The following is a 24,433-nucleotide window of genomic DNA, read 5'->3' on the forward strand; positions in this document are numbered from 1 at the left end:
CGACGCCGCCAACTCCTTGCTTTTCCCTAGCCCTGGGATTCGGCGAGCGCCGCGTCGAGAACCTTCTCGAAATCTTCGACCGTGCGCACCGCCTGCTTCTCGCCGTCGACCACGAAGCTCGGCGTCGAATTGATCTGATACTTGTTCGAAGCCTCGTCGACATTGGCGTTGATGAGCTCCACGAGCTCCTGGCGCTGCATGCACGCGTCGAAAGACGCCTCGTCCATGCCGGCCTGGGCGGCGATCTTGAGGAGCTCCGCCTTCGGGTCCTCGCCGTAGATCCAGGTGCGCTGGGTCTTGAACAGGGCCCCGAGCACGAGGAAATAGGCGTCGCGCCCGCCCTTGTCGGCCGCGCAGCGCGCGAGCACCGAGCCCACATAGGACAGGCCCGCCGGCGCGGTCGGGAATTCGCGGAAGACGAACTTCACCTTTCCGGTGTCGACATATTTCTCCTTGATCGCCGGGAAGACCGTCTCGTGGAAGGCGGCGCAGTGCGGGCAGGTGACCGAGGCGTACTCGATCACCGTGACCGGCGCGTCCGGATCGCCCAGAAACATTTCCGCCGCCGCGCCGGTCTCCGGCTTGGTCTGCGTTTCGGCGGCGGCGTTTTCGGCCGACGCCTCCGTTTCATCGGCCGGCTGCTGCTCGCCGTTGGAGGACGCGCCGCCGCAGGCGGCGAGGAAAAGCGGGACGGCCGCCAGCGCGGCGCGGGGAAGCAGTCTCAACATGCGAACCTCTCGATCAGGCGCGGCGCGTCCGGCCGGCGCGGTGGAAAATCGCCCATGCCATGCCCCGATGCAAGGGCGGGGCATGGGCGGGAAGCGGCGGTCATTTCTGCTCGTTCGCCGAAGCCGAGGCGCGGAATCGGGCGAGCGCGCCGTCCAGCGGGCTCGCCTCGCCGGACCGGGACGCCGCTTGCGGCTTCGCGCGCGAAGCCGGCGCGCCCGCCTGGCGCACCAGAATGCGTCCGACCCGGTCGGGGCCCAGATAATCGTTCAGCCGGCGGCGCAGGGCTTCGGCCTCGAACTGCACGCGCGCGGCGGCCGCGCCATGCGGAACGAACACTTCCAGCGTTCCGCCCCGCGCGCCGGTCAGCTTTCCCGGCCGGCAGAGATCGGCGAGCGCCGGGCCGGCGAGCGTCGGCCAGCGCTCCGCCAGCGCCGGGTCGGCGTAGCGGGTCTCGCGGGCGAGATCGGCGAAAACCTTCGCCGCATAACGCCCGATCGCCGGCGGCGCCGGGCGCGGCGGTCTGGTTTCGAGGCGGTCGCGGGCCATCGGGGCTTGCTCCTTGCGGGCGGGCGGGTCTTGTCTCAACGGCGTAATCTAGCACGTTCGTTTTCCGATGAGCGCACGCGTGGAAAAAGAAACGCCGCGAACGATCGCCGCCCGGCTGCTCGCCTGGTACGACGCGCACGCCCGCGATCTGCCCTGGCGCATCGGCCCGGCGGCGCGCAAGCAGGGCGCGCGGCCCGACCCATACGCGGTCTGGCTCTCCGAGGTCATGCTTCAGCAGACGACGGCGGCGACCGTGCGCCGCCGCTATGCGGACTTCATCGCCCGCTGGCCCACGGTCGAGGCGCTCGCCGCCGCCCCGCTCGACGAGGTTCTGGGCGCGTGGGCAGGGCTCGGCTATTACGCCCGCGCGCGCAATCTTCACGCATGCGCCCGCGCGGTGGCGCGCGATCGCGGCGGCGCGTTTCCCGATACGGAAGAAGAGCTTCGCGCCCTGCCGGGCGTCGGCCGGTACACCGCCGCCGCGATCGCGGCGATCGCTTTCGACCGCCCGGCGGCGGTCGTGGACGGCAATGTCGAGCGCGTCCTTGCGCGGCTCTTCGCCGTCGAGACGCCGTTGCCGGCGGGCAAGACGGCGATTCGCGCGAAAGCCGAGGCCCTCGCGCCGCATGAGCGGCCCGGCGATTTCGCCCAGGCGATGATGGATCTCGGCGCGATGGTCTGCACGCCGCGAAAGCCCGCCTGCGGCGTCTGCCCGCTGAGCGACGTCTGCCGCGCGCGTCGGGATGGAAATCCCGAGCTCTATCCGCGCAAGGCGCCCCGCGGGGACAAGCCCGTGCGCCGGGGGGCGGCCTTCGCGCTCTTCGCGCCTGACGGCGCGGTGCTGCTGGAGCGCCGCCCGCCCGAGGGGCTTCTCGGCGGGATGCTCGGCCTGCCGACGAGCCCGTGGACGGAAGACGGCGCGGCGGCGCCCTCGCGCGCCGCGCCCGCAAGGGCGCGCTGGCGCCATGCCGGCGCGGTGCGCCATGCGTTCACCCATTTTCATCTCGATCTCGACGTCTACGCCGCCGTCGGCGCGCGGCGGAAAAAGCCGGCCGCCAACCAGCTCTGGGCCGACCCCGAGACGGCGCGCCTGCCGACCGTCATGCGCAAGGCGCTCGATCGGGCGCGCGGCGCCGGCTTCGGCAAGCCGTAAGGAGGCCGCCGCATGGAGACGAAGATCAAACCGGTTCACACGGCGCGTTGCCATTGCGGCGCGGTGGAGCTCGCGCTCAAGCTGCCGAACGGCCTCGTCGATCTGCGCCGCTGCAACTGTTCGATGTGCCGCCGGCGCGCGCCGTGGTCGCGAGCGTCCCGTTCGCCGACCTCAAGGTCGTGAAAGGCGCGGACAAGCTGTCGCTCTACCGGTTCAACACGAAGACCGCCGAACATTACTTCTGCTCCGTATGCGGCATATACACCCATCACCGGCGGCGCTCGAACCCGAACGAGTACGGCGTCAATGTCGGCTGTCTCGACGGCGTCGATCCTTACGCGCTCGGCGAGATACCCGTCATGGACGGCGTCAATCACCCTTCGGACAGGCGAGACGGCGCCGGATGAGGACAGAATAAGGCCGGCGCGAAAGGCGGGGATAACTATTCACGTTTTATCCCCGTTTTCGTGATTTAGGCGTATTTTCAAGGAGTTGCAGGAGGCGTTCCGGCGCGCTGCGCGCGCCCGGAAAAGTTGAAAATGCGCGCCCGCTTACTCCGGCGGCGCGATGTTGAAAGCGCGCCGGTCGAACAGGCGCCCCTGATATTCGGCCCGCCCCTCATAACGGATTTCGAGAACGCCCGCCGGCAGGCGGCGCGCGCCGAGCGGAATCGTCACGCGCCGTTTTCCGGCGTCGAGATAGGCGGCGATGTTGTCGGCTTCGGCGATGACCGACGCCGGCGCGCCCGCTTCGGCGAAGGCGAGGACGATCGCGCCGTAGGCGGAGAATTCCCCCTCGGGAACGAGCGTCGTTTCAAGTTCGAGAAGGCCGTTCGCGTCCCGCAGAAGGCGCGTCTCGCCGATGGCCGCGCGCGCCTGCCCCTGGCCGGTCCGCAGGATCACCGGCGTCGAGACGCCGAGCCCGATGTCGAGCTCGAGCCCGCTCCCGGCCTTGCGCAGCGGCGTGCGAGCGGCCTCGGTCTGAATGAGCAGATGCGAACGCCGCTCTCCGGCAGGCGGGCGCGCGCCCTTGCGCAGCGAAACCCTGACGGTCGTCGCGGCGCCCGGTTCGAGTCTGAAGAAGGCCGGCGAGACCTCGAGATAGGGCGCGGCGCTGAGCCCCGGGCGCATCGCGTCGGAAGCCGGCGCAAACGCCGTCTCAGTGGCGGCGAGATCGAGCCAGTCCACCCGGCCCTCGACGACGCGCTCGGAAGGGTTCGAGACCCGATAGGTCGCGACCGGCGCCTCGGCCGTGACGACCTGGCGCAGCGGTGTCAGCGTGATTTCGGCGCCGGCGCCGTCCCAGAAAAGAGCCAGCCCCGCCGCCAATCCGACAACGAATGCGCGCGGTCGCGCCGCCCATGTCCCCCTCGGGGGAGAATCGCCGCAGCATCGCCTTACCATGGGGGGCATTCTACGCGGCGGAGGGTTTCCCGGCCGTAAGCAGGCGGGTAGGAAGCGCGCGTTTCAGAACGGGTTTGCGAGATGACGCACGTCATCGTGCTGGGCAACGAAAAGGGCGGCTCGGGCAAGTCGACCGCGGCGATGCATGTCGTCGTGGCGCTGCTCAAGAGCGGGCGCAAGGTCGCCGCGATCGACCTCGACATGCGCCAGCGCAGCTTGAGCCGCTATGTTGAGAACAGGCGAAAATACTGTGAAAGCAAAGGAATAGACCTTGTCTTTCCGCTCATGCCGGAGGTAAGGCCCTCCTCCCTGGACAGCCGCGAGGCGGCCCGACAGGAAGAGACGGAGAATTTCGCCGCCGCGCTTCAGAGCCTGGCGGGCTGCGATTTCGTGGTGATCGACTGTCCCGGCGCGGACACCCATCTGTCGCGGCTCGCGCACGCCCACGCCGACACCATCGTCACGCCGCTCAACGACAGCTTCGTCGATTTCGATCTGCTCGCCCGGCTCGATCCGGCGACCGGAGCGGTGGCGGGCCCGAGCCTTTACAGCGAAATGGTGTGGGCCGCCCGCAAGCGCCGGGCGCTCGCCGGCGTGCCCGGCGGCATCGACTGGGTGGTGATGCGCAACCGGCTTTCCGCGACCCAGGCCCGCAACAAGCGCGAGATGGGCAAGAAGCTCGAAGACCTGTCGGCGCGCATCGGCTTCCGGCTGGCGCGCGGCTTCGGGGACCGGGTCATCTATCGCGAGCTGTTTCCGATGGGCCTGACGCTGCTCGATCTCGGCGGGCCGGACGCGCCGGTGCGTCTGTCGACCATGAGCCACGTGACCGCCCGGCTGGAGATCCGCTCGCTCGTCGCGACGCTCAAGCTGCCCGGCCGCGAAACGAAAGAGGCCGCCTGAGGAGGGGCGTTCGCCCGCTTTCGCGGCGGATGCGAATAGGGCAAGCTCGCCGCTGGCCGGGAGGGCGCGGATGATCGGGATGCTCGCCTTGCTCTGCGCGCTCGCCGTCGCGGGGCTGCTCTTGTGGCGCATGGCGCGCGGACGCGTCGACGGCGCGGAAAGCCGCAACGTGACGCTGTTGAAAGGCGTCGCCTTTCTCGCGCTCGCCGCCGCGCTCTTCGCCGCGAGGCTTTGGCCGCTCGCTTTCATGCTGCTGATCGCGGCGGGCGGAATCACCGCCATCGAGATCTGGCGCGCGCGCGCGATCCGGGCGCGCGAGGGCGAGGGGCTGCCGGTTCCGCGCGGGAAGATGGCGCCGAAGGAGGCCGCTTCCATTCTCGGCGTCGCCGAGGACGCGCCGGCCGAGACGGTGCGCGCGGCGCATCGCAAGCTGATCGGGCAGCTGCATCCCGACAAGGGCGGCACGGACTATCTCGCCGCCAAGATCAACGAGGCGCGGGACGTGCTCATCGCGCGCAGCGCTCCCCGCGAGGACGAGGAAGCCACATGACGACCGTCGACGGCGTCGCCGCCGAAGACAGGCCGACCTGCGCCGTATGCGGCGCGCCCGGCGAGATTCTCTGGCGGGGCGTGCGCGACCATCTGTTCGGCGCGCCCGGCGTGTGGAGCGTGAAGCAGTGCGCCGATCCGCGCTGCCGCACCTGCTGGCTTCACCCTTTTCCCCTGCCGGGAGAGGAGGCCAAGTTTTATCAAAGCTATTATACGCATACGGACAGAGCGTCCGGCGGCGAGGACGCGCTTGCGGCTTACGCCGGCGAAAGCCGGGCGAAGCGGCTTGTCCGCGCCGTCCTGCGGCGCGTTCACTGGCGGCCGGAAATCTTCGCGCCCGATCTTTTCTATCTGGGCGCCCGTCCGCCGGGCGCGCTTCTCGACGTGGGCTGCGGCGAGGGAAGCTTTCTGCGCAAAGCGGCCGCGCGCGGCTGGCGCGTGCGGGGGATCGATTTCGACGAAGCGGCCGCGCGCGCCGCGCGCGAAAAAGGCGTCGAGGTCGATTACGGCGGCCTCGTCGAGGCGGGTTACGAGGCGGAGTCGTTCGACGCCGTCACGCTCAACAACGTCATCGAGCATCTGCGAAATCCCGCCGAGGTCATCGCCGAGGCGCGGCGGATTTTGCGTCCCGGCGGGGTTCTCGTGATAGCGACGCCGAACGTGCTCAGCTACGGCCATCGTTGTTTCGGCAGGCACTGGCGGGGTCTCGAGATTCCGCGCCATCTCTTTCTGTTCAGCCCCGCGACCTTGCGCCGGCTGTGCCGCGAGGCGGGCTTTGCGCGCATCGCCGCGTTCTCGACGCCGAACGGCGCGGGCGGCGCGGCGATGATGGCGGAGGCGTCGAAATTCATCGAATGGGTCGACGCCCATCCAGACCGTCCGCCGGAAGAAGCGCCGCGCGCCGACATGCGCGCCTGGGGACGGCGGGCCTTTCTGCGCTGGCTCGCCGGCTTCGGCGACGGCGAGATGGCGATCTGTATTGCGTATAAGGACTAATTGATCCTACGCGATGCGGCCCGGCCGGCTCGCCAGCAGCCGGCGGGCGAGAAAGTCGGCGTTGGCGTCGATCAGCCCGTCGGAGATGAAGGGCGTCTCCGAAAAATGCGCAAGGCCCAGCCCGGCCGCATGAACCGCGTCGAGCGCCGCGCCTACGCGCTTCGAGGCGTCGAACTTGGTGACGATGACGCGCCGCACGCCGAATTCGCGGAACGCCTGCGCCCAGTCGCGGAACTCCGCCGCATCGCCGCTCGCGGGCAGGACAAGCACGGGCTCGGCCCGGCAGGCTTCCTGAAAGCTCCGGAGCGCGGCGACGTCGCCCGGATCGAAGGGGCTCACCCCCGGCGTGTCGAGCAGGATCGCGCCCGTCGGCGCGCGCGCCTTGAGCGCCTGATCGACGTCGAACGGAGTCTCGACGATGTAATAATCCGCGCCCAGAGCGTCGCTATAGGTCTTGAGCTGCTCCACGGCGCCGGCGCGGGCCGCGTCCGCGGTCATGATGAACGCGCTCTGGCCCTGCGCGATCGCGCGGGCGGCGAGCCTGGCGGCCGAAGAGGTCTTGCCTGCGCCGGTCGGGCCCACGAGCATCAGCGGCGCCGCGCCCGAAAACCGGATCGGCGCGAAGGTGAAGACCGAGGCGAAGGCCGCCTCCATGCGATAAAGATCGTCCTCGATGCGCGCGCCTCGCGCGCCGTCGACAAGGGCTGCGAGCAGCGCCTCGCCGATCCCGTGCGGACGAAGGAGGTCGCTCATGCCCTGCGCGATCCGGTCGGACAGATCGAGCTGCGGGGCCGGCGGCCGGCTGCGGGTGAGCTCGCCGCGCAGGCGCGCCAGCGCGTCTTCCGCGAAACGCTGCTCGAGCGTCTCGTTGAGCCGCGCGCCGGCGGCGGGCCGCGCGCGGGCTTCCGCGATCGCGTGGCGGGTTTCGTCGGCGAAACCCGGCGTCGCGGGCTCGACCGGGACGGCCGGCGCCGGCCGGTCGGAAGCGGAAACCTCCACGTCGCCGCTCGGCAGATTGCGCGTCGCGATGATCACCGCGTTCTCCCCGAGCGCCCGGCGCGCCTTGGCCTTCGCCGCGTCGAGGGAAGAGGCGATGAATTTCATCATGGGGAAACTCGACACGTCCTTACAGACTGCACAGGGCCGCAGGCCGGCGCAGTATGGGCGCGAATCCCGGATTGCGAAAGCGCCGGCCCGAGGATTTTCACCCGGCCGCCCGCCTCTGGCCTGCCCGCGGGGTTGCGAAAGCCGCGCCAAAAGAAAGGCCCCGCGAAACGCGCGGGGCCAGGGGAGGGAGCCGGAGGCGAAAGAGGTAAGAAACGCTCAGCGATATTGTTGGATGCGCGTGGCGCGCAGGCCCGCCATGCCGTACTGGTCGATCGCCCGCTGCCAGCTGAGAAACTCCTCGACGGTGAGCTTGTAGCGGCGGCAGGCCTCTTCAAGGGTGAGCAGGCCGCCGCGAACCGCCGCGACGACTTCGGCCTTGCGCCTGATCACCCAACGCTTCGTGTCGCTCGGCGGCAGGTCGGCGAGCGTCAGGGGCAATCCGTCGGGGCCGATGACATACGGCTCCTTGGATCGCTGCGGCGTGGCGTTCGAAGCGGCGACGGACATTGTCGGTTGATCCCTTAAGTACGCAACTCCAGTGAGCGCACCGTACGTCGGGCGCTTTTAAGAAACGCCTAAATGTCAAGGTGAATTTGTGTGGTAAACTCTTGAATAAATTTGATAAAAATGCGCCGGCTAGGCGTCCCGTTACGAAACGGGCCGCCGCCGCGCGCCGCTCCCATGGGCCGCACTGGAACAGGCCGCCGCAAGCGCCTATGTTCCGCCCGCCATGAGCATCGCCGCAGACATCGCGCCCATCGACATCGCCGCGCCGCGGATCGACCTCGGCGCGCCCGCCGGCGCGCGGGTGGTCGTGGCCATGTCCGGCGGGGTCGACTCCTCGGTCGCGGCGGCCCTGTGCAAACTTTCCGGCTATGACGTCGTCGGCGTCACCTTGCAGCTCTACGACCACGGCGCGGCCGTGCGGAAAAAAGGCGCGTGCTGCGCGGGACAGGACATTCACGACGCGCGGCGCGTCGCCGAACGCCTCGCCATCCCCCATTACGTGCTCGATTACGAGGACCGCTTCTCGCAAGCGGTGATGGAGGACTTCGCCGACACCTATCTCGCCGGCGCGACGCCGATTCCCTGCGTGCGCTGCAATGAACGAGTGAAGTTCAAAGATCTGCTGGAAACGGCGCGCGATCTCGGCGGCGCGGCCATGGCGACGGGCCATTACATCCGGCGCGTGGAAGGTCCCGCCGGGCCGGAGCTGCGCCGCGCGGCCGACCCGGCGCGCGATCAAAGCTATTTTCTCTTCTCGACCACGCGCGAGCAGCTCGAATTCCTGCGTTTCCCGCTCGGCGATCTGCCGAAAAGCGAGGTGCGCGCCATCGCCGGCGCGCTCGGTCTGGTCGTCGCCGACAAGCCGGACAGCCAGGACATCTGCTTCGTGCCGGAAGGCGGATACGCTTCCGTCGTCGAGCGTCTGCGCCCGGGCGCGGGCGAGCCGGGCGATATCGTCGACCTCGACGGGAACGTCCTCGGCCGCCATCCGGGGATCATTCATTATACGGTCGGGCAACGCCGCGGCCTCGGGCTCGCGACGGGCGAACCGCTTTATGTCGTGCGTCTCGACGCCGCGCGGCGCCGCGTCGTCGTCGGCCCGCGCGAAGCGCTCCTGGTCTCGCGCATCCGGCTGAAAGACGTCTCGTGGATCGGCGACGGCGCGCTGGAAGACGCCGCGCGCCGCGGCGATCCCGTCGCGGTGAAAGTGCGCTCCACGCGCCCGCCCGCGCCGGCGCGCCTCGTCTGGGAGGACGGGCGCGCGGCGGTCGATCTCGACGCGCCGGAAGAAGGGGTGGCGCCGGGCCAGGCCTGCGTCTTCTACTCGCCCGAAGACGGCCATGACCGGGTGCTCGGCGGCGGCTGGATCGCCGCGACCGGCCGGTCCGCCCTTCCATGACGGCGACGATCCGGCCTCTCGCCCGCGCCGACGAGCCGGCCTGGCGCGCGCTCTGGGACGGCTATCTGACGTTTTACGAAACGCGTCTGGCTGAGGACGTCACGGCCGAGACCTTCCGCCGTCTCATCGAGGACGAGCGCTTCTTCGCGCGCGTCGCGCAGGCGCCGGAAGGGCTCGTCGGCTTCGCTCATTGCCTCTTTCATCCGGTCACCTGGGCGAAGGCGGATTACTGCTACCTCGAAGATCTTTATGTCATCGAGGCGGTCCGCGGCGCCGGCGTCGGGCGCGCGCTCATCGAGTCGGTCTACGCCGAAGCCGATCGGCGGGGCGCGGCGCGCGTTTACTGGATGACGCATCAGGGCAATACGACCGCGCGCCGACTCTATGATAAACTTGCAACGAAAACCGACTTCGTTCAGTACCGGCGGACATAGCGGACATCGAAGTTTCGGAGACGCCGTTGGCCAGGAAGAAGTACGATTGTCTCAAGTGCCCAGCCTATTGCTGCTCCTACGCGCATATTCCGACCACGAAGACGGACATCAAGCGACTGGCGAAGCATTTCGGCGTCAGCGAAGAGAAGGCGCGCAAGAAGTTCACCAAGAAGGGCGACAAGGAGAATCCGCGCGTGCTGCGTCATACGGCCGACGAGCATTTCGTATCGAGCTGCATGTTTCTCGACAAGCAGACGCGCAATTGCACCATCTATGAAGCGCGCCCGAAGATCTGCCGCGATTTCCCGACGCAGACCCGCTGCGGCTATTACGACTTCCTGATGTTCGAGCGCGAAGTGCAGGACGATCCGGAATGGATCGCGACGACGGATTAGACCGTCATGGCTGAGCGCGTCGACGCCGTGGTCGTGGGGGCCGGCGTCGTCGGGCTGGCGGTCGCGCGCGCTTTGGCGCTCGACGGGCGGGAGGTCATCGTCCTTGAGCGTCATGACGCCTTCGGGACCGAAACGTCCTCGCGCAATTCGGAAGTCATCCACGCCGGCGTCTATTACCGGCCCGGCGGCCGGCGCGCGCGGCTGTGCGTGCGCGGCAAGGCGCTGCTCTACGCCTATTGCGCCGAGCGAGGCGTGGCGCATCTGCGCTGCGAAAAGCTCATCGTCGCCCACGGCGAAGAGGAGCGGGCGCGACTGACGGCGCTGAACGAAAACGCCGCGAAGAACGGCGTCGACGATCTCGCCCTCATCGACGCGACTGAGGCGGCGCGGCTGGAGCCGGGCGTGCGCTGCGACGCGGCGCTGCTGTCGCCTTCTTCCGGAATCGTCGACAGCCATGGGCTGATGCTTGCGCTGCTCGGCGATCTCGAAAACGCCGGCGGGACGCTGGCGCTGTCGAGCCCGCTCGTCGGCGGGCGCGTCGAGGATGACGGAATCCGGCTCGACGCAGGCGGGACGGAGCCGGTCGCGCTCAAGGCCCGGCTCGTCGTCAACAGCGCCGGTCTGTATGCGGATAAGGCGGCGCATTCGATCGCAGGACTCGACCCCGCCTTCATTCCGGCGATCCGGCCCGCCAAGGGGCAATACTTCGTATACGCAGGAAAAGCGCCGTTCTCGCGGTTGATCTACCCCCTGCACGCGCCGGACAGCCAGGGCGTGCATTACACCCGCGATCTCGGCGGCCAGGCCAGACTCGGCCCCGACATCCGCTGGGACGCGCCGCTGGGCGATTACACGGTCGACGAGACGCGCCTGCCGTCGTTCGTCGAGACGGCGCGGCGCTTCTGGCCCGACCTCGACCCGGCGCGGCTCCAGCCCGGCTACGCCGGCCAGCGGCCGAAAGCGACGGGACCGGGCGAGGAGGGCGATTTCCTCATTCTCGGCCCCGCCGAGCACGGAACGCCGGGCTATATCGGCCTTTACGCCATCGAATCGCCGGGGCTGACCGCTTGCCTGGCGATCGGGGAGCTCGTCGCGAGAATCGCGCGCGCCGTCTGATCCGGCCTCCGGGCGCGTTGTCGGTCCGGCTCATGCCGGATAGGCTCGCCGAGGGAGAGGGATTCAAGGGGGCTGACGATGTCGGAAACGACGCAGATCCGCGCCGCCGCGCCGAAGCCGGCCGTCCCGCCTTCGGGCGAGGAGGAGCTTCGCTTCATCCGAAATTTCCACGACGTTTTTCTGAGCATCGGCCTGGCGATGTTTGCGGCGGGGCTCGCCATCGCTTCGGTTCTGCTGATCCGCGGGCTTGTCGGCGGAGCGGATGAGAGCGCCTGGCGGCGCGCGACCGCGATCATCGCCGCCGTCGCATTCGCCGACGCGGTCGTCATGTGGCTGCTGGCGGAGATCTTCGCGCGCACGCGCCGGCTGTTCCTGCCGTCCATCGTCATTCTGCTCGCCTTCGGCGGCTTTCTGTTTTGCGGGCTCGCGGCGACTTACGCGCTGATCTTTCTCGATGCGAACATCGAAAATCTCGAAAAGCCGCTCAGCGAGCTGCGCGGCCTGCCGCTTTTTCTTTCGGGCGGCGTGACGCTCGGGATCTTCGCCTATTATTTCCGTACGAAGCTTCCCTTCGCGATGGGTTATGGCGCGCTGGCGCTGGCGGGAACGGCGATCGCGTATCTGTTTTTCGCCGCGCCTGAGCTGGTCGCGCAGCACGCCCTGAAGCTTCAGCTCGCCGCCGGCGCGTTTCTGTTCGTGCTCGGCGTGGCCTATGACGCGCGCGACCCTGCGCGGCGCACGCGCTATTCCGACAATGGCTTCTGGCTGCACTTCTTCGCCGCGCCGCTGATTTTCTTCTCCGTCACGGCGATGGTCGTCAGTCCCGCGCAGGCGTTCTCGGGCGAGGCGTATCCCGCCGCGGCGACCCTGGCGGTGGTGATCGCCTTCGCGCTCGTTTCGCTGCTCATCAATCGCCGGGCGTTGCTTGTGTCGGGTCTTCTTTCGGCGGTCGCCTCGGTCTGGGTTCTCGTCTCGAAGACCGGGCTCGACGGCGCCTGGACGGCGGCGCTGACGCTTCTCATCCTCGGCGGGGCGATGGTGCTGCTCGGCGGCGGCTGGCATGCGGTCCGCCGCGTTCTGGTCGCGCCCTTCCCGAAATCCGGGCCGATCTCACGCATCATTCCGCCCGAGCCGCCGCGGGGATCAGCCTCCGAATAGGGCGGTCTTGCAAGGCCCGCCCGAGGCTTTTATAGACGCTGGCTCGCCCGCGCCTGACGCCCGTCACGGCCGGGCCCGCCTGGGGCGGGGTAGCTCAGTTGGTGAGAGCGCAGGATTCATAACCCTGAGGTCGGCGGTTCAAGCCCGCCCCCCGCTACCAGCCGATCGCGCAAGTCGTTTCGGCCTTTCCGCAGGCTGGTTCCGCGCAAGATGTTACGGCCGTTCAGGATGGTTCCGCGGCCTGCATTCGGCTTCGTCTGGGTCGCGGCCCCGTTCCGGTTCGCAATCAAGAGCGAGAACGTAAAAGGAGCGCGCCCCGGCGCGCCCCTCAAGCGCGTCGGCGCGGCGTCCGTGTCCGCGTCCGCGAAGACGCGCCCGTCGCCGCCGGCTGGCGAGCCGTCGATCCGCGCAGCCTGCTTCCAGGCTGCGTAACGCCGCCCATGCGGCGCTCTTCCGCCGTCGCGGCGTCAGAGAACGGATTGCCCTGTCGCCGCCCAGTCCTTGAGGAAGGCTTCGAGCCCTTTGTCCGTTAGCGGATGATCCGCGAGCCGCCACAGAACGGCCGGCGGCGCCGTGACGACGTCGGCGCCGATCAGCGCGCATTCCTTCACGTGATTCGGCGAGCGGATGGAGGCGGCGAGAATCTCCGTCCGGAAGCCGTAATTGTCGTATATCCCGCGAATTTCTCGGATAAGCGCAAGGCCGTCGGCGTGAATGTCGTCGAGCCGGCCGATGAAGGGTGAGATGAACGACGCGCCGGCCTTGGCGGCCAGCAAGGCCTGATTGGCTGAAAAGCACAGCGTGACGTTCGTCTTGATTCCGTCGCCTGAAAGGCGCCGGCAGGCCTTGAGCCCGTCGATCGTCAGCGGCAGCTTGACGGCGACATTGTCGGCGATCGTCGCGAGCGAGCGGCCTTCCTTCTCCATGCCCGCCGCGTCGAGCGCGACGACTTCGGCGCTCACGGGACCCGTCGTGGCGTCGCAGATCTCGGCGATGGCCTCGCGGAAATCCCGTCCCGCCTTTTTGATGAGCGACGGGTTCGTGGTGACGCCGTCGATCAAGCCCGCCTCGTTCAGCGAACGGATTTCGCCGATGTCGGCCGTATCTGCAAAAAACTTCATCTCGTTCTGCTACTTTACGAATTTCGTGACGTAATTCTCGAGAAACTCCTGCCGGCCCGACTTGCGAACAGGCGCGATGTTCTTCTCGAGCGCGTAATCGGCCGCGCCGGCGAGATCGACGTCCCCCGCCAGCATCTTCGCGCCAAAACCCTCTTTCCAGCCGGCGTAGCGTTCTTCCTTGAAGCGCTCGAGGGTTCCGTCCTCGATCATGGCGGCGGCGTTGAGGAGCGCGCGCGCCGTCAGATCGATCGCCCCGATATGGCCGTAGAAGAGGTCCTCGGGATCGATGCTCTGGCGACGAACCTTGGCGTCGAAGTTAAACCCGCCGGTCGAGAATCCGCCGCCCTGAAGTATGTAATAGACGGCGAGCGTGATCTCGCGCAGATCGTTCGGAAACTGATCCGTGTCCCATCCGTTTTGCGGGTCGCCGCGATTCATGTCGATGGAGCCGAAAATCCCGAGGTCGATGGCGAGCTGGATTTCGTGCTCGAAGGAGTGGCCGGCAAGCGTGGCGTGGTTGGCTTCGATATTGACCCGAACTTCCTTCTCCAGGCCGTAGCGCTCAAGGAAGCCGTAAACCGTGGCGACGTCCGTATCGTACTGATGCTTGGTCGGCTCGTGCGGCTTGGGCTCGATCAGGATCGTCCCCTTGAAGCCGATCTTGTGCTTGTGCTCCACGACCATGTTGAGGAATCGGCCGAGCTGGTCGAGCTCCTGGCCCATCCGCGTGTTGAGGCCGCAGTCATAGCCTTCGCGACCGCCCCAGAGCACGTAATTCGCGCCGCCGAGGCGGTGCGTCGCTTCGAGCGCGTGGCGCACCTGAAGGGCGGCGAAGGCCGCGACCTCAGGGTCGGGGTTGGTCGCCGCGCCGGCCATATAGCGCGGATGGCTGAAGAGATTGGCGGTCCCCCAGAGCAGCTTCACGCCGGTCTTCGCCATCTTCTCCTCGATCCTGTCGACGATGACCGAGAGATTTTTCACATGCTCGGCCGGCGTGGCCGCGGCGGCCATTACGTCAACGTCGTGAAAGCAGAAATAGGGAACGCCGAGGCGCGTGAAGAAATCGAAGGCTTCGTCGAGCTTGTGATCGGCCGCGTCCTGATCGAGAACGCCCGTATGCCAGGGGCGTTCGAACGTGCCGGCGCCGAAGACGTCGAATCCGTCCCAGCAGAAGGTGTGCCAGTAGCAAACGGCGAAGCGGAGGTGCTCTTCCATGGTCTTGCCGAGCACCACGCGGTTCTTGTCGTAATAGCGGTAGGAAAGCGGATCGTCGCTGTCGACGCCTTTGAATTCGACGGGCGGAATATGCGAAAAGTAACCACGCGACATCAAACGTTCTCCCTGAACAGCGGCGCAAGACTCCTGTAGAGCTCCTGGAACAGCGGCCTGCGCGCCGCATAGTGGTCTCTCAATTTTTCGGACGGCTCGATCACGTTGCGGATCGGCGGCGGGGCGCAGACGTCTTCGACGTCCTCGCCGGTCAGCGCCAGACGAGCCAGGCGCGCCGCGCCGTAGGCCGGTCCGACCTCGCCGCCCTCGCGGTAGATCAACGGCTGGTCGAAGACCGAGCTCAGGATCTTGCCCCAATATTGAGAGCGCGCGCCCCCGCCGATGACGGTCAGCGTTTCGATCCGCGCGCCGGTGGCGTGCAGCGAGTCGATGCCGTCGGCGAGCCCGAAAGCGACGCCTTCGAGCGCCGCCTGGCCGAGCGCGACGGCGTCGCTGGACGGCGTCAGGCCGAAAAACACCCCTTGCGCGAGCGGGTCGTTATGGGGCGTGCGCTCGCCGGTGAGATAGGGCAGGAAGATCTCGGTGTCGGCCGGCTTCTTGCGCGCTTCCGCAGCCGCATAGAGCGCCGCGGGGTCGGCGAAGCCGGTCGCGCGCGCCACCCAGTCGATCGCGCTGGCCGCGCTCAGCATGACCGACATCTGATGCCAGCGGCCGGGCAGCGCGTGGCAGAAAGTGTGGACGCCGCCCGCCGGATTCGCCCGGTACTGATCGTCGGCGAGGAAGGTGACGCCCGACGTGCCGAGAGAAAGAAAGGCGTCGCCCGAGCGTACGACGCCCGAACCGACCGCGCCCGCCGCATTGTCGCCGCCGCCGGCTGCGACGGGAACGCGCTCCATGCCCCAGGCTTCGGCGAGCTCGCCGCGCAGCCTGCCGGTGAACGCGTTTCCTTCAAAGAGGGCCGGCATGTTCTCGCGCGAAAGGCCGCAGGCGGCGAGAACCTCGTCGGACCAGTCGCGCTTCTTCGTGTCGAGCCACAGCGTGCCGGCCGAATCCGACATGTCGGAGGCGTAATCGCCGGTCATTCTAAGGCGCACGTAATCCTTGGGCAGGAGGATTTTCGCGATCTTGTCGAAGCATTCCGGCTCGTGTTTGCGCACCCAGAGAAGCTTCGGCGCGGTGAAGCCGGGCATCGCGCGGTTGCCGGTGATTTCGCCGAGGGCCGGCAGCGCGGCTTCAAGTTCGGCGCATTCCGCGAGGCTGCGCCCGTCATTCCACAGGACGGCAGGGCGAAGGGCCTTGCCGTCCCTGTCGAGCAGGGTCGCGCCGTGCATCTGGCCCGACAGGCCGATCGCGCGCGCCTTTCTGCGATGGTCCTGAGCGATATTGGCGACGGCCTTGTTCGTCGCCGCCCACCAGTCGGCGGGATCCTGTTCGGAATGCAGCGGCGCCGGGCGCGAGACCGACAGCTCTGCGGAAGACTGATCGACGACCGCGCCGTCGTCGTTGACCGCGACGACCTTGACGCCCGAGGTGCCTATGTCGATGCCGAGATACATGCCTGACCGGATCGCCGCGCGGGGCGGAAGAAGTTGGTTATGATACCGCTACCATAAGGCCAGGTCAATCGCTCGTCCGGCCCTCGTCCAGAAAGGCCGCGATCCAGAACAATGGGGCGTTCCAGTTGATCGCGACCTCGTTCAGCGAATAGGCCTCGGTCTCGTCGGCGTAGCATGTTTGCGGCGCGCAGGAGCCGTCATGAAGGCGCCGGGCGACTTCTTCCGGCGCGCTCGCGGCGTTGGGCCCGCCGGCGAGGGCGCCCGGCGGCGGGCCGGGCAGGGACGGATCGACGGCCTTCGCCCAGAAGCGGTGGTGCGGCGCCTTCATGGGGTTTTCTCCGTAGCCGGATATATAAGACTGGCCGAGCGGGTTGCGCCCCAGAAGATAGTCCATGATGGCGACGACGCCCTGCCGGTATTTCTCTTCGCCAGTAATGTCGTAAGCGGCGGCCAGCACGATCCCGCGATTGGCCATGTCGCCGTTGGAGCCCCAGTTGTAGCTCCTGTCGAAAGGAACGCCGTAACCGTCCTTCGCGGCCTGAGCGAGATAGGCGTCGGCGCCTTTGACGAACGCCTTCCTGAGGCGTTCGAGCTGCTTCGCCTCAAGCCGGTCCGGCGCGGCGAGCAGGGTCAGCGAGCCGAGGGTCTGGACACTGTTCCAGAAAATGTCGTTGGTCGCGTTCGCGTCGCCCCTGGGCGCGGCGAGATAATGGGGGAGCGCGGCCATGTCCTCGCGATACCTGGCCTCGCCGGTCGTCGCGAACAGCTCGGCGGCGGCCCAGTAGAACTCGTCCGCCAGATTTCTGTCGCCATAGGCGCCGCCGCCGCCTTCCAGCACGTCGTAAGCGAGAATGTCGGGCAGACGCAGCGCGGCGTCATACGCCTTTATCGCCGCCTCGAGGCAGCGATCGGCGTAGGCGGCGTCGAAGGGACGAAAGACGCGCGCGCATTGGGCGGTGACCGCGGCGAGATTGAGGGTCGCGGCGGTCGAGGGGTATGAGAGATAACGCTTTTCCGTGTCCAGATGCGGCGGCGTGGGCAGCGCCGTCCAATGCTCGTCATGCATTTTGTGATGGACGAGGCCGGAGGCGTCGACTTCCGAAAAGGAAAGATTGTCGAGCCGGTCGAACTGGTCGCCGCGGGGCAGCTTCAGCGCGGCTCCGTCAGGAACCTGCATGGCCAGCATGAAATCGAGCTGCCAGCGGGCTTCGTCGAGAAGGTCCGGCACGCCGTTTCCCGCCTCGGGTACGGCGAGCGCGCCGTCGCCGAATGCGAAACGCGCAGGATCGCGCCCGTAAGCGCGTTCGAAATAGTTGAGCAGGGTCCACACGGCGATGCCGCCGTTGACGACATATTTCCCATGATCGCCGGCGTCGTACCAGCCCTTCGAAACGTCGAGCGTGTACGGACAACCGCCCCAGTCGTTGCCGCGAAAATCCTTCGGCCCGTAGCATGTCGCAAGATCGGGCGCGTGCGCGGCGGGGCGCGCCCATTCGGCGCCGACGAGATCGGCCGAAATCTCTATGCCGCTGCGTTGATGATAGAAGAAGGCGAGCGCGTCGAACTTCAGCGGACGGTATATCCGCGTCGAGATGGCGAAGGGCGCGCTTTGCGCCGATCCGACCGCGAGCCGATAGCCTTCGCCCTCGGCGGCGACGCCGCTGAAATCGGCTATGTGGACCGAATGGCCGGCGTTGCGGCTGTAGCCGAAAGGCGCTGTCTCGCCTTGAGCGACGCTTTCGCCGTTCTGATCGACAAGGCGCCAGGCGAGCGCGCGCTTGCTGTCGGAGACGACCGTGGCGCGCTTTTCCGCATCGGGCGCGAAGCCGTGCTGATTGAGATGGATCGCCTCGACCGCCGCGCGCTCGCCCGGCGTTTTCTCAGACGCGGCGGCGGCGGCGCTCAGCGAGCCGGCCAGCAAAGCGGCCGCCGCGACGCGGATCGAATGACTCATGGTCAGGCTCCTCCCGATCGGTTATTTGCAGTTTTCGTTACCGGTATCATTCTTGCGCGACGAAGGCGAGACTGCGCCTCGCCGGCAACCATTTTCGCGTCGTCCGGCCTTCATGAGAACAGCGCCGGCAGCCACAGCGACAGGGGCGGCGCATAGGCGACCAGCACAAGCGCGATCAGAAGCGCCAGATAAAAAGGCCAGATGGTTTTGACCACGTCCTCGGGTTTGGCGTTCCCGATGGCGCAGCCGAGAAAGAGGATCGAGCCGACCGGCGGCGTGACGAGGCCGATGCCCAGCGTCATCAGCATGACGACGCCGAAATGAACGGGATCGATCCCGACATTGATCGCCACGGGCAGGAAAATCGGCGTCATGATGATGATGAGCGGCGCCATGTCCATGAAGGCGCCAAGAACCAGGAGAATAATCAGTATAAGGAGCATTATTGCGCCGGGCTCGTCCGAGACCGCCGTGAGAATCGCGGCGAGCCCCGCCGGCACCTCCAGAAGCGCGAAGAGCCAGCCGAACATCGCCGCCGATCCGATGATCATCATCACCATGGCGGTCGTCTTGACGGAGGCGACGGCCGCCGCGAAAAACTCTTGCGCGCCGAGGGTCCGGTAAAGCGCGACGCCGATGATGATGGTGTAGACGACGGCGACGGCGGCGCTCTCGGTCGGCGTGAACACGCCGAAAAGGATGCCGAAAACGATGATGAGCGCGGTCGTCAGGCCAGGAATCATCGCCGCGAAGGCGCGCAGAAACGGCCGCCAGCCGGGAAAAGAACCGCGAGGATAGTCCCGCCGAGCCGCCACGAGCCAGGCGGCGATCATCAGCGCGGCGCCGGCCAGCAGGCCGGGAACGACCCCCGCGAGGAACAGCGCGCCGACGTCGATTCCGATCGGCGCCGCGGCGGCGTAAATGACCATGTTGTGGGACGGCGGGATCAGAATGCCGAGAATGGCGGCGGTGATAGTGACGTTCACGGCGTAGTCGGAATCGTAGCCGCGCTCCTTCATCATCGGGATGAGCGTGGAGCCCATGGCCGAGACCGACGCCGCGGCCGAGCCCGACACCGCGCCGAACAGCATGCTGGCCCCGACATCGACCTGGCCCAGCCCGCCGCGCGCGCGGCCGAAAAGGCTTTCCGCGACCGTGATGAGCCGCCAGGCTATGCCCGTGCGCGCCATCAGCTCGCCAGCGAACACGAAAAAAGGGATGGCCATCAGCGAGAAGACGTTCATGCCGGCGGCGAGGCGCTGAAAGGCGACGGTCGCCGGGATGTCCAGCGCAAGGAACGCGAACAGGCTCGCCGCGCCGAGCGCGAACGCCACCGGCGCGCCGGCGAGAAGAAGCGCGAACAGCAGGCAAAGCAGCAGCGTCAGGGCCATGCGCGCTCCGCCTCTTCGCCGCGCAGCTCCAGAAGGGCGCGCTCGACGGAATAAAGAACGATCAGCGCGCCGGCGACGACGATCGGCGCATAGGCTGCGCCGCGCGGCAGGCCCAGCGTCGGAATGACGTGGCTCCAGGTGGCGAGGACGAGGCTTCCGCCGGCCCCCGCCATCGCCGCGCCGAACAGCCCGACGACGGCATGACAGAACAGGCGCAACGCGACGCGCCCTATCGGCGAAAGTGCGTCCTCAACCAGCGTCAGGCGGATGTGAAAGCCTTCGCGCACGCCCGCAGCCGCAGCGAACAGAATGAACCACAGCATCAGAAAAAGGGCCGCCGGCTCGGTCCAGGCCGGCGCGGCGTTGAGAACGTAGCGCGCGAAGATCTGCCAGCTGATGATCGCGGTCATCAGCACGAGGCCTGCGACGGAGATATAAAGAGCGGCCTTGCTCGTCAGGCGCGATATCCGGGAAAGCAGGTCAAGCATCGGCCGCGCGCATGTCCCGGATTTCCTCGGCGAGCGCCCGGAGGGCCGGCTTCGTCAGGTATCGGTCCCAGACCGGCCTGACCGCCTCGACGAACGGCGCCGGATCGGGCGCGACGATTTCGACGCCGGCCGCGCGCAGCCGCGCCTCGGCCTGCCGGCTGCGTTCGTCCCAAAGCGCGCGCATGAAGGGCACGCTGTCCGCGGCGCATTCGCGGATCAGATCCTGATCGGACGCGCTCAGCTTTCGCCAGCGTTTGGCCGACATGAGAAGCGCTTCCGGCGCCATGACATGGCGCGTCAGGCTGTAGACGGGCGCGACCTCGAAATGCCGCGAGCTTTCATAGGAAGGCCAGTTGTTTTCGGCCCCGTCCACGACGCCCTGAAGCATTCCCTGATAAACCTCGCCGTAAGGCATCGGCACGGCGTCGCCGCCCAGCGCCTCCACCATCGCCACGAACATGTCGGAGTTCATGACGCGGATTTTCAGGCCCTTGAGATCCTCAGGCCGTTCGATCCGGCGCCCGCGCGTGTAGAACGAGCGGGCGCCGGCGTCATAGAAGCACAGGCCGATCAGGCCATGCGGCTCGAGCGCGGCCAGAATCTTACGCCCAGGCGGGCCGTCGAGCGCGGCGCGCATATGGCGCGCGTCGCGGAACAGAAACGGCAGAGTCGGCACGATCGCCTCTTCGGCGACGGCGCTCAGCGGCGCGATGCTGACGCGGGTGAAATCGAGCCCGCCCAGAATGGCGATCTCCAGCGTGTCTTTCTCCGCGCCGAGCTGCCCTCCGGCGTAGGTCTTGAGCGCAAGCCGGCCGCCCGATCGCGCGCGCAGCAGCCGGCCCATCTCATTTACCGCCGCTACGGTCGGGTAATCCGCCGGATGCGCGTCTGCAGAGCGCAGGAGGTTCGCATTCTTCCAGCAGCCGGCGAGCGCCGCGCCGCCCATGGCCAGGGCGCCGCCGGCGAGGAAGCGCCGGCGCGCAAGGCGAAAGCGCGCGGCGGCGCCGTTTCTCTCTGCGTGCGACGCCGCCATCTTGGAACAATCTTTCATTATATTCGAAACCGCCACGGCGCGACCGCATTCTCTTCCATGATCCGGTCGCGCCATCGTCGAAGATTCCAAAATCGCGAAATTGGACGATGACAAAGCGAAGAATCTCTGTCAACAAATCGGCCGGTCAGGACCAGCCATGCCGGGATCGGGGTCATGAAGATCAGCGCCGCGCGCGTCATCGTCACTTGTCCGGGGCGCAATTTCGTCACGCTGAAGATCGAGACCGATGCAGGGGTCTACGGAATAGGCGATGCGACGCTGAACGGCAGGGAGAAGGCCGTCGTCGCCTATCTCGAGGAGCATGTCGTTCCGGTTCTGATCGGGCGCGACGCCGCGCGCATCGAAGACGCCTGGCAGTATCTTTACCGCGGCGCCTATTGGCGGCGCGGGCCGGTGACGATGACGGCCATCGCCGCCGTCGACACGGCGCTGTGGGACATCAAGGCCAAGGCGGCGAACATGCCGCTTTACCAGCTTCTCGGCGGCGCCTCGCGCGAGGGCGTGCTGGTTTACGGCCATGCGAACGGCGCTGACGTCGAACAGACGGTCGACGAAGTCGGCCGTTACATCGAGATGGGCTACAAGGCGGTGCGCGCGCAGTCAGGCGTGCCGGGCGTCAAGGGCGCCTACGGCGTGGCGCGCGGAACCATGTATTACGAGCCCGCCGACAGCGCGCTGCCGACCGAGACCGTCTGGGATACGACCGCCTATCTCAATTTCGTTCCGAAGCTGTTCGAGCGGCTGCGCGAAGCCCACGGGCCTGACATCGAGCTGCTGCACGACGTCCATCACCGGCTGACGCCGATCGAGGCGGCGCGGCTGGGCAAGGCCCTGGAGCCGTTTCGGCTGTTCTGGATGGAAGACCCCACCCCCGCCGAGAATCAGGAGGCGCTTCGCCTCATCAGGCAGCACACCGTCACGCCGATCGCCATCGGCGAGGTGTTCAATTCGATCCATGATTGCCGCGCGCTGATCCAGGAGCAGCTTATCGATTACATCCGCACGAGCGTGGTCCACGCCGGCGGGATCACGCAGCTTCGCCGCATCGCCGACCTCGCGAGCCTCTATCAGGTGCGCGCGGGCTGCCACGGCGCCACGGATCTGTCGCCGGTGACCATGGGCGCGGCGCTTCATTTCGACCTGTGGGTCCCGAATTTCGGCGTTCAGGAATATATGCGGCACACGGCGGAAACCGACGCGGTGTTCCCGCACGCCTACCGGTTCAGCGACGGCTATCTGCATCCGGGCGACGCGCCCGGCCACGGCGTCGATATCGACGAGGCGCTGGCGAAAAAATATCCTTATGATCCCAAACAGCTGCCCGTCGCGCGCCTCAAGGACGGGACCATGTGGAACTGGTGAAGGGGTGATTTCGGTGGACGGGGCCACCTGTTAGCCCTAACATCTGCCTGGCCGCCGCCTGGCGGCGCAATAACAATCCTGTCAAGAATCAAAGGATTACACGGGAGGGTGCATTGTCAGTCACTATGACAGCCTCTGGCGCGGCCGCGGCGAAGGGCGAAGGCGACTTCGCGTTCGTGCTTCTGATCAGCTGCGTCGCGACGATCGGCGGATTTCTTTTCGGTTTCGACAGCGGCGTCATCAACGGCACGGTCGAGGGGCTGCAAAAGGCGTTCAACTCCGACAGCGTCGGCACGGGATTCAACGTCGCCTCGATGCTGCTCGGCTGCGCGGTCGGCGCGTTCACGGCCGGACGCCTCGCCGATATTCTCGGCCGGCGGAACGTTCTGATCGTGGCCGCGGTGTTTTTCATCGTCAGCGCCTGGGGATCGGGGGTCGCGAACGGCTCGCTCGAATTCGTCATCTATCGGGTGCTCGGCGGCCTTGCGGTCGGCGCGGCGAGCGTGCTCGCGCCGGCCTATATCAGCGAGGTCGCGCCCGCGCGTGTTCGCGGCCGTCTCGCGACGATCCAGCAGATCGCGATCATCGCCGGCCTGTTCTTTTCGTTCCTGTCCAACTATCTGCTGGCGAGCGCGGCGGGCGGCTCGACGCAAGACTTCTGGTTCGGCTTCGCCACCTGGCGCTGGATGTTCTGGATGGAGCTCGTCCCGGCGTCGATCTTCTTCTTCGCTCTGTTCGCCATTCCCGAGAGCCCGCGCTTTCTGGTGCTCAAGGGCCGCAAGGAGCAGGCGCTTGCGGTCTTGACGCGGCTGGTCGGGCCGACCGCCGCCGCGCAGAAGGTCGCCGAGATCGAGGCCTCGCTCGCCGCCGACCATCACCGCCCGCGCTTTTCCGATCTTATCGACTCTTCGACCAAGCGCGTGCGCACCATCGTCTGGGTCGGGATCGGCCTGGCGACCTTCCAGCAGCTCGTCGGCATCAACGTCATCTTCTATTACGGCGCGGTGCTGTGGCAGGCGGCCGGCTTCACCGAAAACGACGCGCTGCTGACCAACGTGCTCTCCGGCGCGCTTTCGATCGGCGCGGTCATCGTGGCGCTGCTCGTCATCGACAAGATCGGCCGCAAGCCCATGCTGATCATCGGTTCGGTCGGCATGGCCGTCACGCTCGCCCTGGCGGCCTACGCCTTCTCGACGGGCGAGCTGATGGAGAACGGCAATCTTCGCCTCGACTCCGACATGGGCGTGCTCGCGCTCGTCGCCGCGAACGTCTACGTCGTCTTCTTCAATTTCTCCTGGGGCCCTGTGATGTGGGTCATGCTGGGCGAGATGTTCCCCAACCAGATCCGCGGCTCGGGCCTCGCCGTCGCGGGCCTCGCCCAATGGGGCTCGAACTTCATGATCACCTGGACGTTTCCGATGTTGCTCGCTGCGATCGGCCTCGCGGGCGCCTACGGCATCTATACGTTCTTCGCCGTGGTCTCGGTCTGGTTCGTCATCAGAATGGTGCGCGAGACCAAGGGGCTCGAGCTCGAAGAGATGAAAGGCTGAGCGAAGCGGCGCGCGGGCGGCTTTGTCGCTCCGCGCGCCGCGGCTCCCGGCCGGATCGCGCCCGGCGATGCGGCGAATGGCTCCTGATCTCTGTCTGGCCGGCCTGTCCCCGCGCGCGCATCGCTCCCTTCTTTCCTTTGAGGAGAAACGGAGGTCCGTACGCGCCTTATATAATCTTGGGCCGATTCCGGCCGATGTAGCATGTGCGGAGCATGTCTTCTCCCTATCAGGGAGAGGCCGGAATCGGCGCCCCGGCGTCATGAGCCATATCTCCGCCGGCTGATTTAATTCGTATACGTTACCCCCCCCCTGCCGCGTTCCTGCGGCGCGCG

23 protein-coding genes, 1 tRNA gene and 1 pseudogene are annotated in these 24,433 nt (G+C 67.3%); 13 read left to right on the forward strand and 12 right to left on the reverse strand.

Annotated features, from left to right (window positions below; translation table 11 throughout):
• Window positions 1–26: 26 nt before the first annotated feature.
• Both CHB64_RS11070 and CHB64_RS11075 read right to left on the reverse strand, forming a co-directional pair.
• Complete coding sequence (locus tag CHB64_RS11070) at window positions 27–728, reverse strand: DsbA family protein (RefSeq protein WP_159462482.1); 702 nt, start codon at window positions 726–728, stop codon at window positions 27–29.
• 100 nt (window positions 729–828) lie between these two features.
• Window positions 829–1,275, reverse strand: a complete 447-nt coding sequence (locus CHB64_RS11075) for a DUF721 domain-containing protein (protein WP_089412694.1) — start codon at window positions 1,273–1,275, stop codon at window positions 829–831.
• Window positions 1,276–1,354: 79 nt separating this feature from the next.
• On the opposite strand from CHB64_RS11075, the gene mutY reads away from it, so the two are divergent.
• Window positions 1,355–2,428 carry an A/G-specific adenine glycosylase gene (mutY, locus tag CHB64_RS11080; protein ID WP_200815340.1) on the forward strand — a complete coding sequence of 358 codons (1,074 nt, stop codon included), beginning with the start codon at window positions 1,355–1,357 and terminating at the stop codon, window positions 2,426–2,428.
• 12 nt (window positions 2,429–2,440) lie between these two features.
• A pseudogene (locus tag CHB64_RS11085) lies at window positions 2,441–2,835 on the forward strand (GFA family protein).
• 144 nt (window positions 2,836–2,979) lie between these two features.
• Here CHB64_RS11085 and CHB64_RS11090 read toward each other — a convergent pair.
• Window positions 2,980–3,756: a fimbrial biogenesis chaperone gene (locus tag CHB64_RS11090; RefSeq protein WP_089412696.1), complete on the reverse strand. Its 777-nt coding sequence runs from the start codon at window positions 3,754–3,756 to the stop codon at window positions 2,980–2,982.
• Window positions 3,757–3,912: 156 nt separating this feature from the next.
• Between CHB64_RS11090 and CHB64_RS11095 the strand changes: the two genes are divergently transcribed.
• From CHB64_RS11095 to CHB64_RS11105, 3 genes are all read left to right on the forward strand, one after another.
• Entirely contained in the window at window positions 3,913–4,734 is an 822-nt protein-coding gene (locus CHB64_RS11095) for a division plane positioning ATPase MipZ (RefSeq protein ID WP_089412697.1), read from the forward strand.
• A gap of 70 nt (window positions 4,735–4,804) precedes the next feature.
• The gene (locus tag CHB64_RS11100) at window positions 4,805–5,284 is read left to right on the forward strand and encodes a DnaJ domain-containing protein (protein ID WP_089412698.1); all 480 of its coding nucleotides are present in this window, start codon (window positions 4,805–4,807) and stop codon (window positions 5,282–5,284) included.
• Window positions 5,281–6,279, forward strand: coding sequence for a class I SAM-dependent methyltransferase (locus CHB64_RS11105; protein WP_089412699.1), 999 nt, complete (start codon window positions 5,281–5,283; stop codon window positions 6,277–6,279). The genes CHB64_RS11100 and CHB64_RS11105 overlap by 4 nt, the downstream gene beginning before the upstream one ends.
• Window positions 6,280–6,285: 6 nt before the next feature.
• Here the strand turns inward: CHB64_RS11105 and CHB64_RS11110 are convergent, their stop codons facing one another.
• On the reverse strand, window positions 6,286–7,386 hold the full coding sequence (locus tag CHB64_RS11110) for a flagellar biosynthesis protein FlhF (RefSeq protein ID WP_089412700.1): 1,101 nt from the start codon (window positions 7,384–7,386) through the stop codon (window positions 6,286–6,288).
• A 216-nt stretch (window positions 7,387–7,602) separates the two neighbouring features.
• Window positions 7,603–7,893 (reverse strand): CtrA inhibitor SciP, encoded by a 291-nt coding sequence (gene sciP, locus CHB64_RS11115; RefSeq protein WP_089412701.1) that lies wholly within the window; start codon window positions 7,891–7,893, stop codon window positions 7,603–7,605.
• A gap of 223 nt (window positions 7,894–8,116) precedes the next feature.
• Here sciP and mnmA point away from each other — a divergent pair, with 223 nt between their 5' ends.
• The 6 genes from mnmA (at window position 8,117) to CHB64_RS11145 (ending at window position 12,555) form a co-directional block, all read left to right on the forward strand.
• The gene (gene mnmA / locus CHB64_RS11120; protein ID WP_089412702.1) at window positions 8,117–9,292 is read left to right on the forward strand and encodes a tRNA 2-thiouridine(34) synthase MnmA; all 1,176 of its coding nucleotides are present in this window, start codon (window positions 8,117–8,119) and stop codon (window positions 9,290–9,292) included.
• Window positions 9,289–9,726: a GNAT family N-acetyltransferase gene (locus CHB64_RS11125; protein WP_089412703.1), complete on the forward strand. Its 438-nt coding sequence runs from the start codon at window positions 9,289–9,291 to the stop codon at window positions 9,724–9,726. The genes mnmA and CHB64_RS11125 overlap by 4 nt, the downstream gene beginning before the upstream one ends.
• 26 nt (window positions 9,727–9,752) lie before the next feature.
• A complete protein-coding gene (locus CHB64_RS11130) occupies window positions 9,753–10,121 on the forward strand; it encodes a YkgJ family cysteine cluster protein (RefSeq protein WP_200815341.1) in 369 nt (122 codons plus the stop codon).
• 6 nt (window positions 10,122–10,127) lie between these two features.
• Window positions 10,128–11,237 carry an NAD(P)/FAD-dependent oxidoreductase gene (locus CHB64_RS11135; RefSeq protein ID WP_089412705.1) on the forward strand — a complete coding sequence of 370 codons (1,110 nt, stop codon included), beginning with the start codon at window positions 10,128–10,130 and terminating at the stop codon, window positions 11,235–11,237.
• 78 nt (window positions 11,238–11,315) lie between these two features.
• Window positions 11,316–12,395 carry a DUF962 domain-containing protein gene (locus CHB64_RS11140; RefSeq protein ID WP_089412706.1) on the forward strand — a complete coding sequence of 360 codons (1,080 nt, stop codon included), beginning with the start codon at window positions 11,316–11,318 and terminating at the stop codon, window positions 12,393–12,395.
• An 83-nt stretch (window positions 12,396–12,478) separates the two neighbouring features.
• Window positions 12,479–12,555, forward strand: a tRNA-Met gene (locus CHB64_RS11145).
• A 307-nt stretch (window positions 12,556–12,862) separates the two neighbouring features.
• On the opposite strand, the gene fsa is transcribed toward CHB64_RS11145, so the two are convergent.
• The 7 genes from fsa to CHB64_RS11185 form a co-directional block, all read right to left on the reverse strand.
• On the reverse strand, window positions 12,863–13,516 hold the full coding sequence (gene fsa, locus CHB64_RS11155) for a fructose-6-phosphate aldolase (protein WP_089412708.1): 654 nt from the start codon (window positions 13,514–13,516) through the stop codon (window positions 12,863–12,865).
• A gap of 9 nt (window positions 13,517–13,525) precedes the next feature.
• Complete coding sequence (gene xylA / locus CHB64_RS11160) at window positions 13,526–14,845, reverse strand: xylose isomerase (protein WP_089412709.1); 1,320 nt, start codon at window positions 14,843–14,845, stop codon at window positions 13,526–13,528.
• A complete protein-coding gene (xylB, locus tag CHB64_RS11165) occupies window positions 14,845–16,302 on the reverse strand; it encodes a xylulokinase (RefSeq protein WP_089412710.1) in 1,458 nt (485 codons plus the stop codon). The genes xylA and xylB overlap by 1 nt, the downstream gene beginning before the upstream one ends.
• Window positions 16,303–16,366: 64 nt before the next feature.
• The gene (locus tag CHB64_RS11170; protein ID WP_089412711.1) at window positions 16,367–18,256 is read right to left on the reverse strand and encodes a glycoside hydrolase family 9 protein; all 1,890 of its coding nucleotides are present in this window, start codon (window positions 18,254–18,256) and stop codon (window positions 16,367–16,369) included.
• Window positions 18,257–18,366: 110 nt separating this feature from the next.
• Complete coding sequence (locus CHB64_RS11175; RefSeq protein ID WP_089412712.1) at window positions 18,367–19,647, reverse strand: TRAP transporter large permease; 1,281 nt, start codon at window positions 19,645–19,647, stop codon at window positions 18,367–18,369.
• A complete protein-coding gene (locus CHB64_RS11180; protein ID WP_089412713.1) occupies window positions 19,638–20,135 on the reverse strand; it encodes a TRAP transporter small permease in 498 nt (165 codons plus the stop codon). The genes CHB64_RS11175 and CHB64_RS11180 overlap by 10 nt, the downstream gene beginning before the upstream one ends.
• Window positions 20,128–21,168, reverse strand: coding sequence for a TRAP transporter substrate-binding protein (locus CHB64_RS11185; protein ID WP_200815342.1), 1,041 nt, complete (start codon window positions 21,166–21,168; stop codon window positions 20,128–20,130). Before CHB64_RS11185 ends, CHB64_RS11180 begins: the two co-directional genes overlap by 8 nt.
• A 174-nt stretch (window positions 21,169–21,342) precedes the next feature.
• On the opposite strand from CHB64_RS11185, the gene manD reads away from it, so the two are divergent.
• Together manD and CHB64_RS11195 are read left to right on the forward strand one after the other, a co-directional pair.
• Window positions 21,343–22,551: a D-mannonate dehydratase ManD gene (gene manD, locus CHB64_RS11190; protein WP_089412714.1), complete on the forward strand. Its 1,209-nt coding sequence runs from the start codon at window positions 21,343–21,345 to the stop codon at window positions 22,549–22,551.
• A gap of 125 nt (window positions 22,552–22,676) precedes the next feature.
• Window positions 22,677–24,101: a sugar porter family MFS transporter gene (locus tag CHB64_RS11195; protein ID WP_089412715.1), complete on the forward strand. Its 1,425-nt coding sequence runs from the start codon at window positions 22,677–22,679 to the stop codon at window positions 24,099–24,101.
• The last annotated feature ends 332 nt before the right edge of the window (window positions 24,102–24,433 follow it).

The sequence above is a fragment of the Amphiplicatus metriothermophilus genome, assembly GCF_900199215.1.
In the GTDB taxonomy this organism is placed as follows: domain Bacteria; phylum Pseudomonadota; class Alphaproteobacteria; order Caulobacterales; family Parvularculaceae; genus Amphiplicatus; species Amphiplicatus metriothermophilus.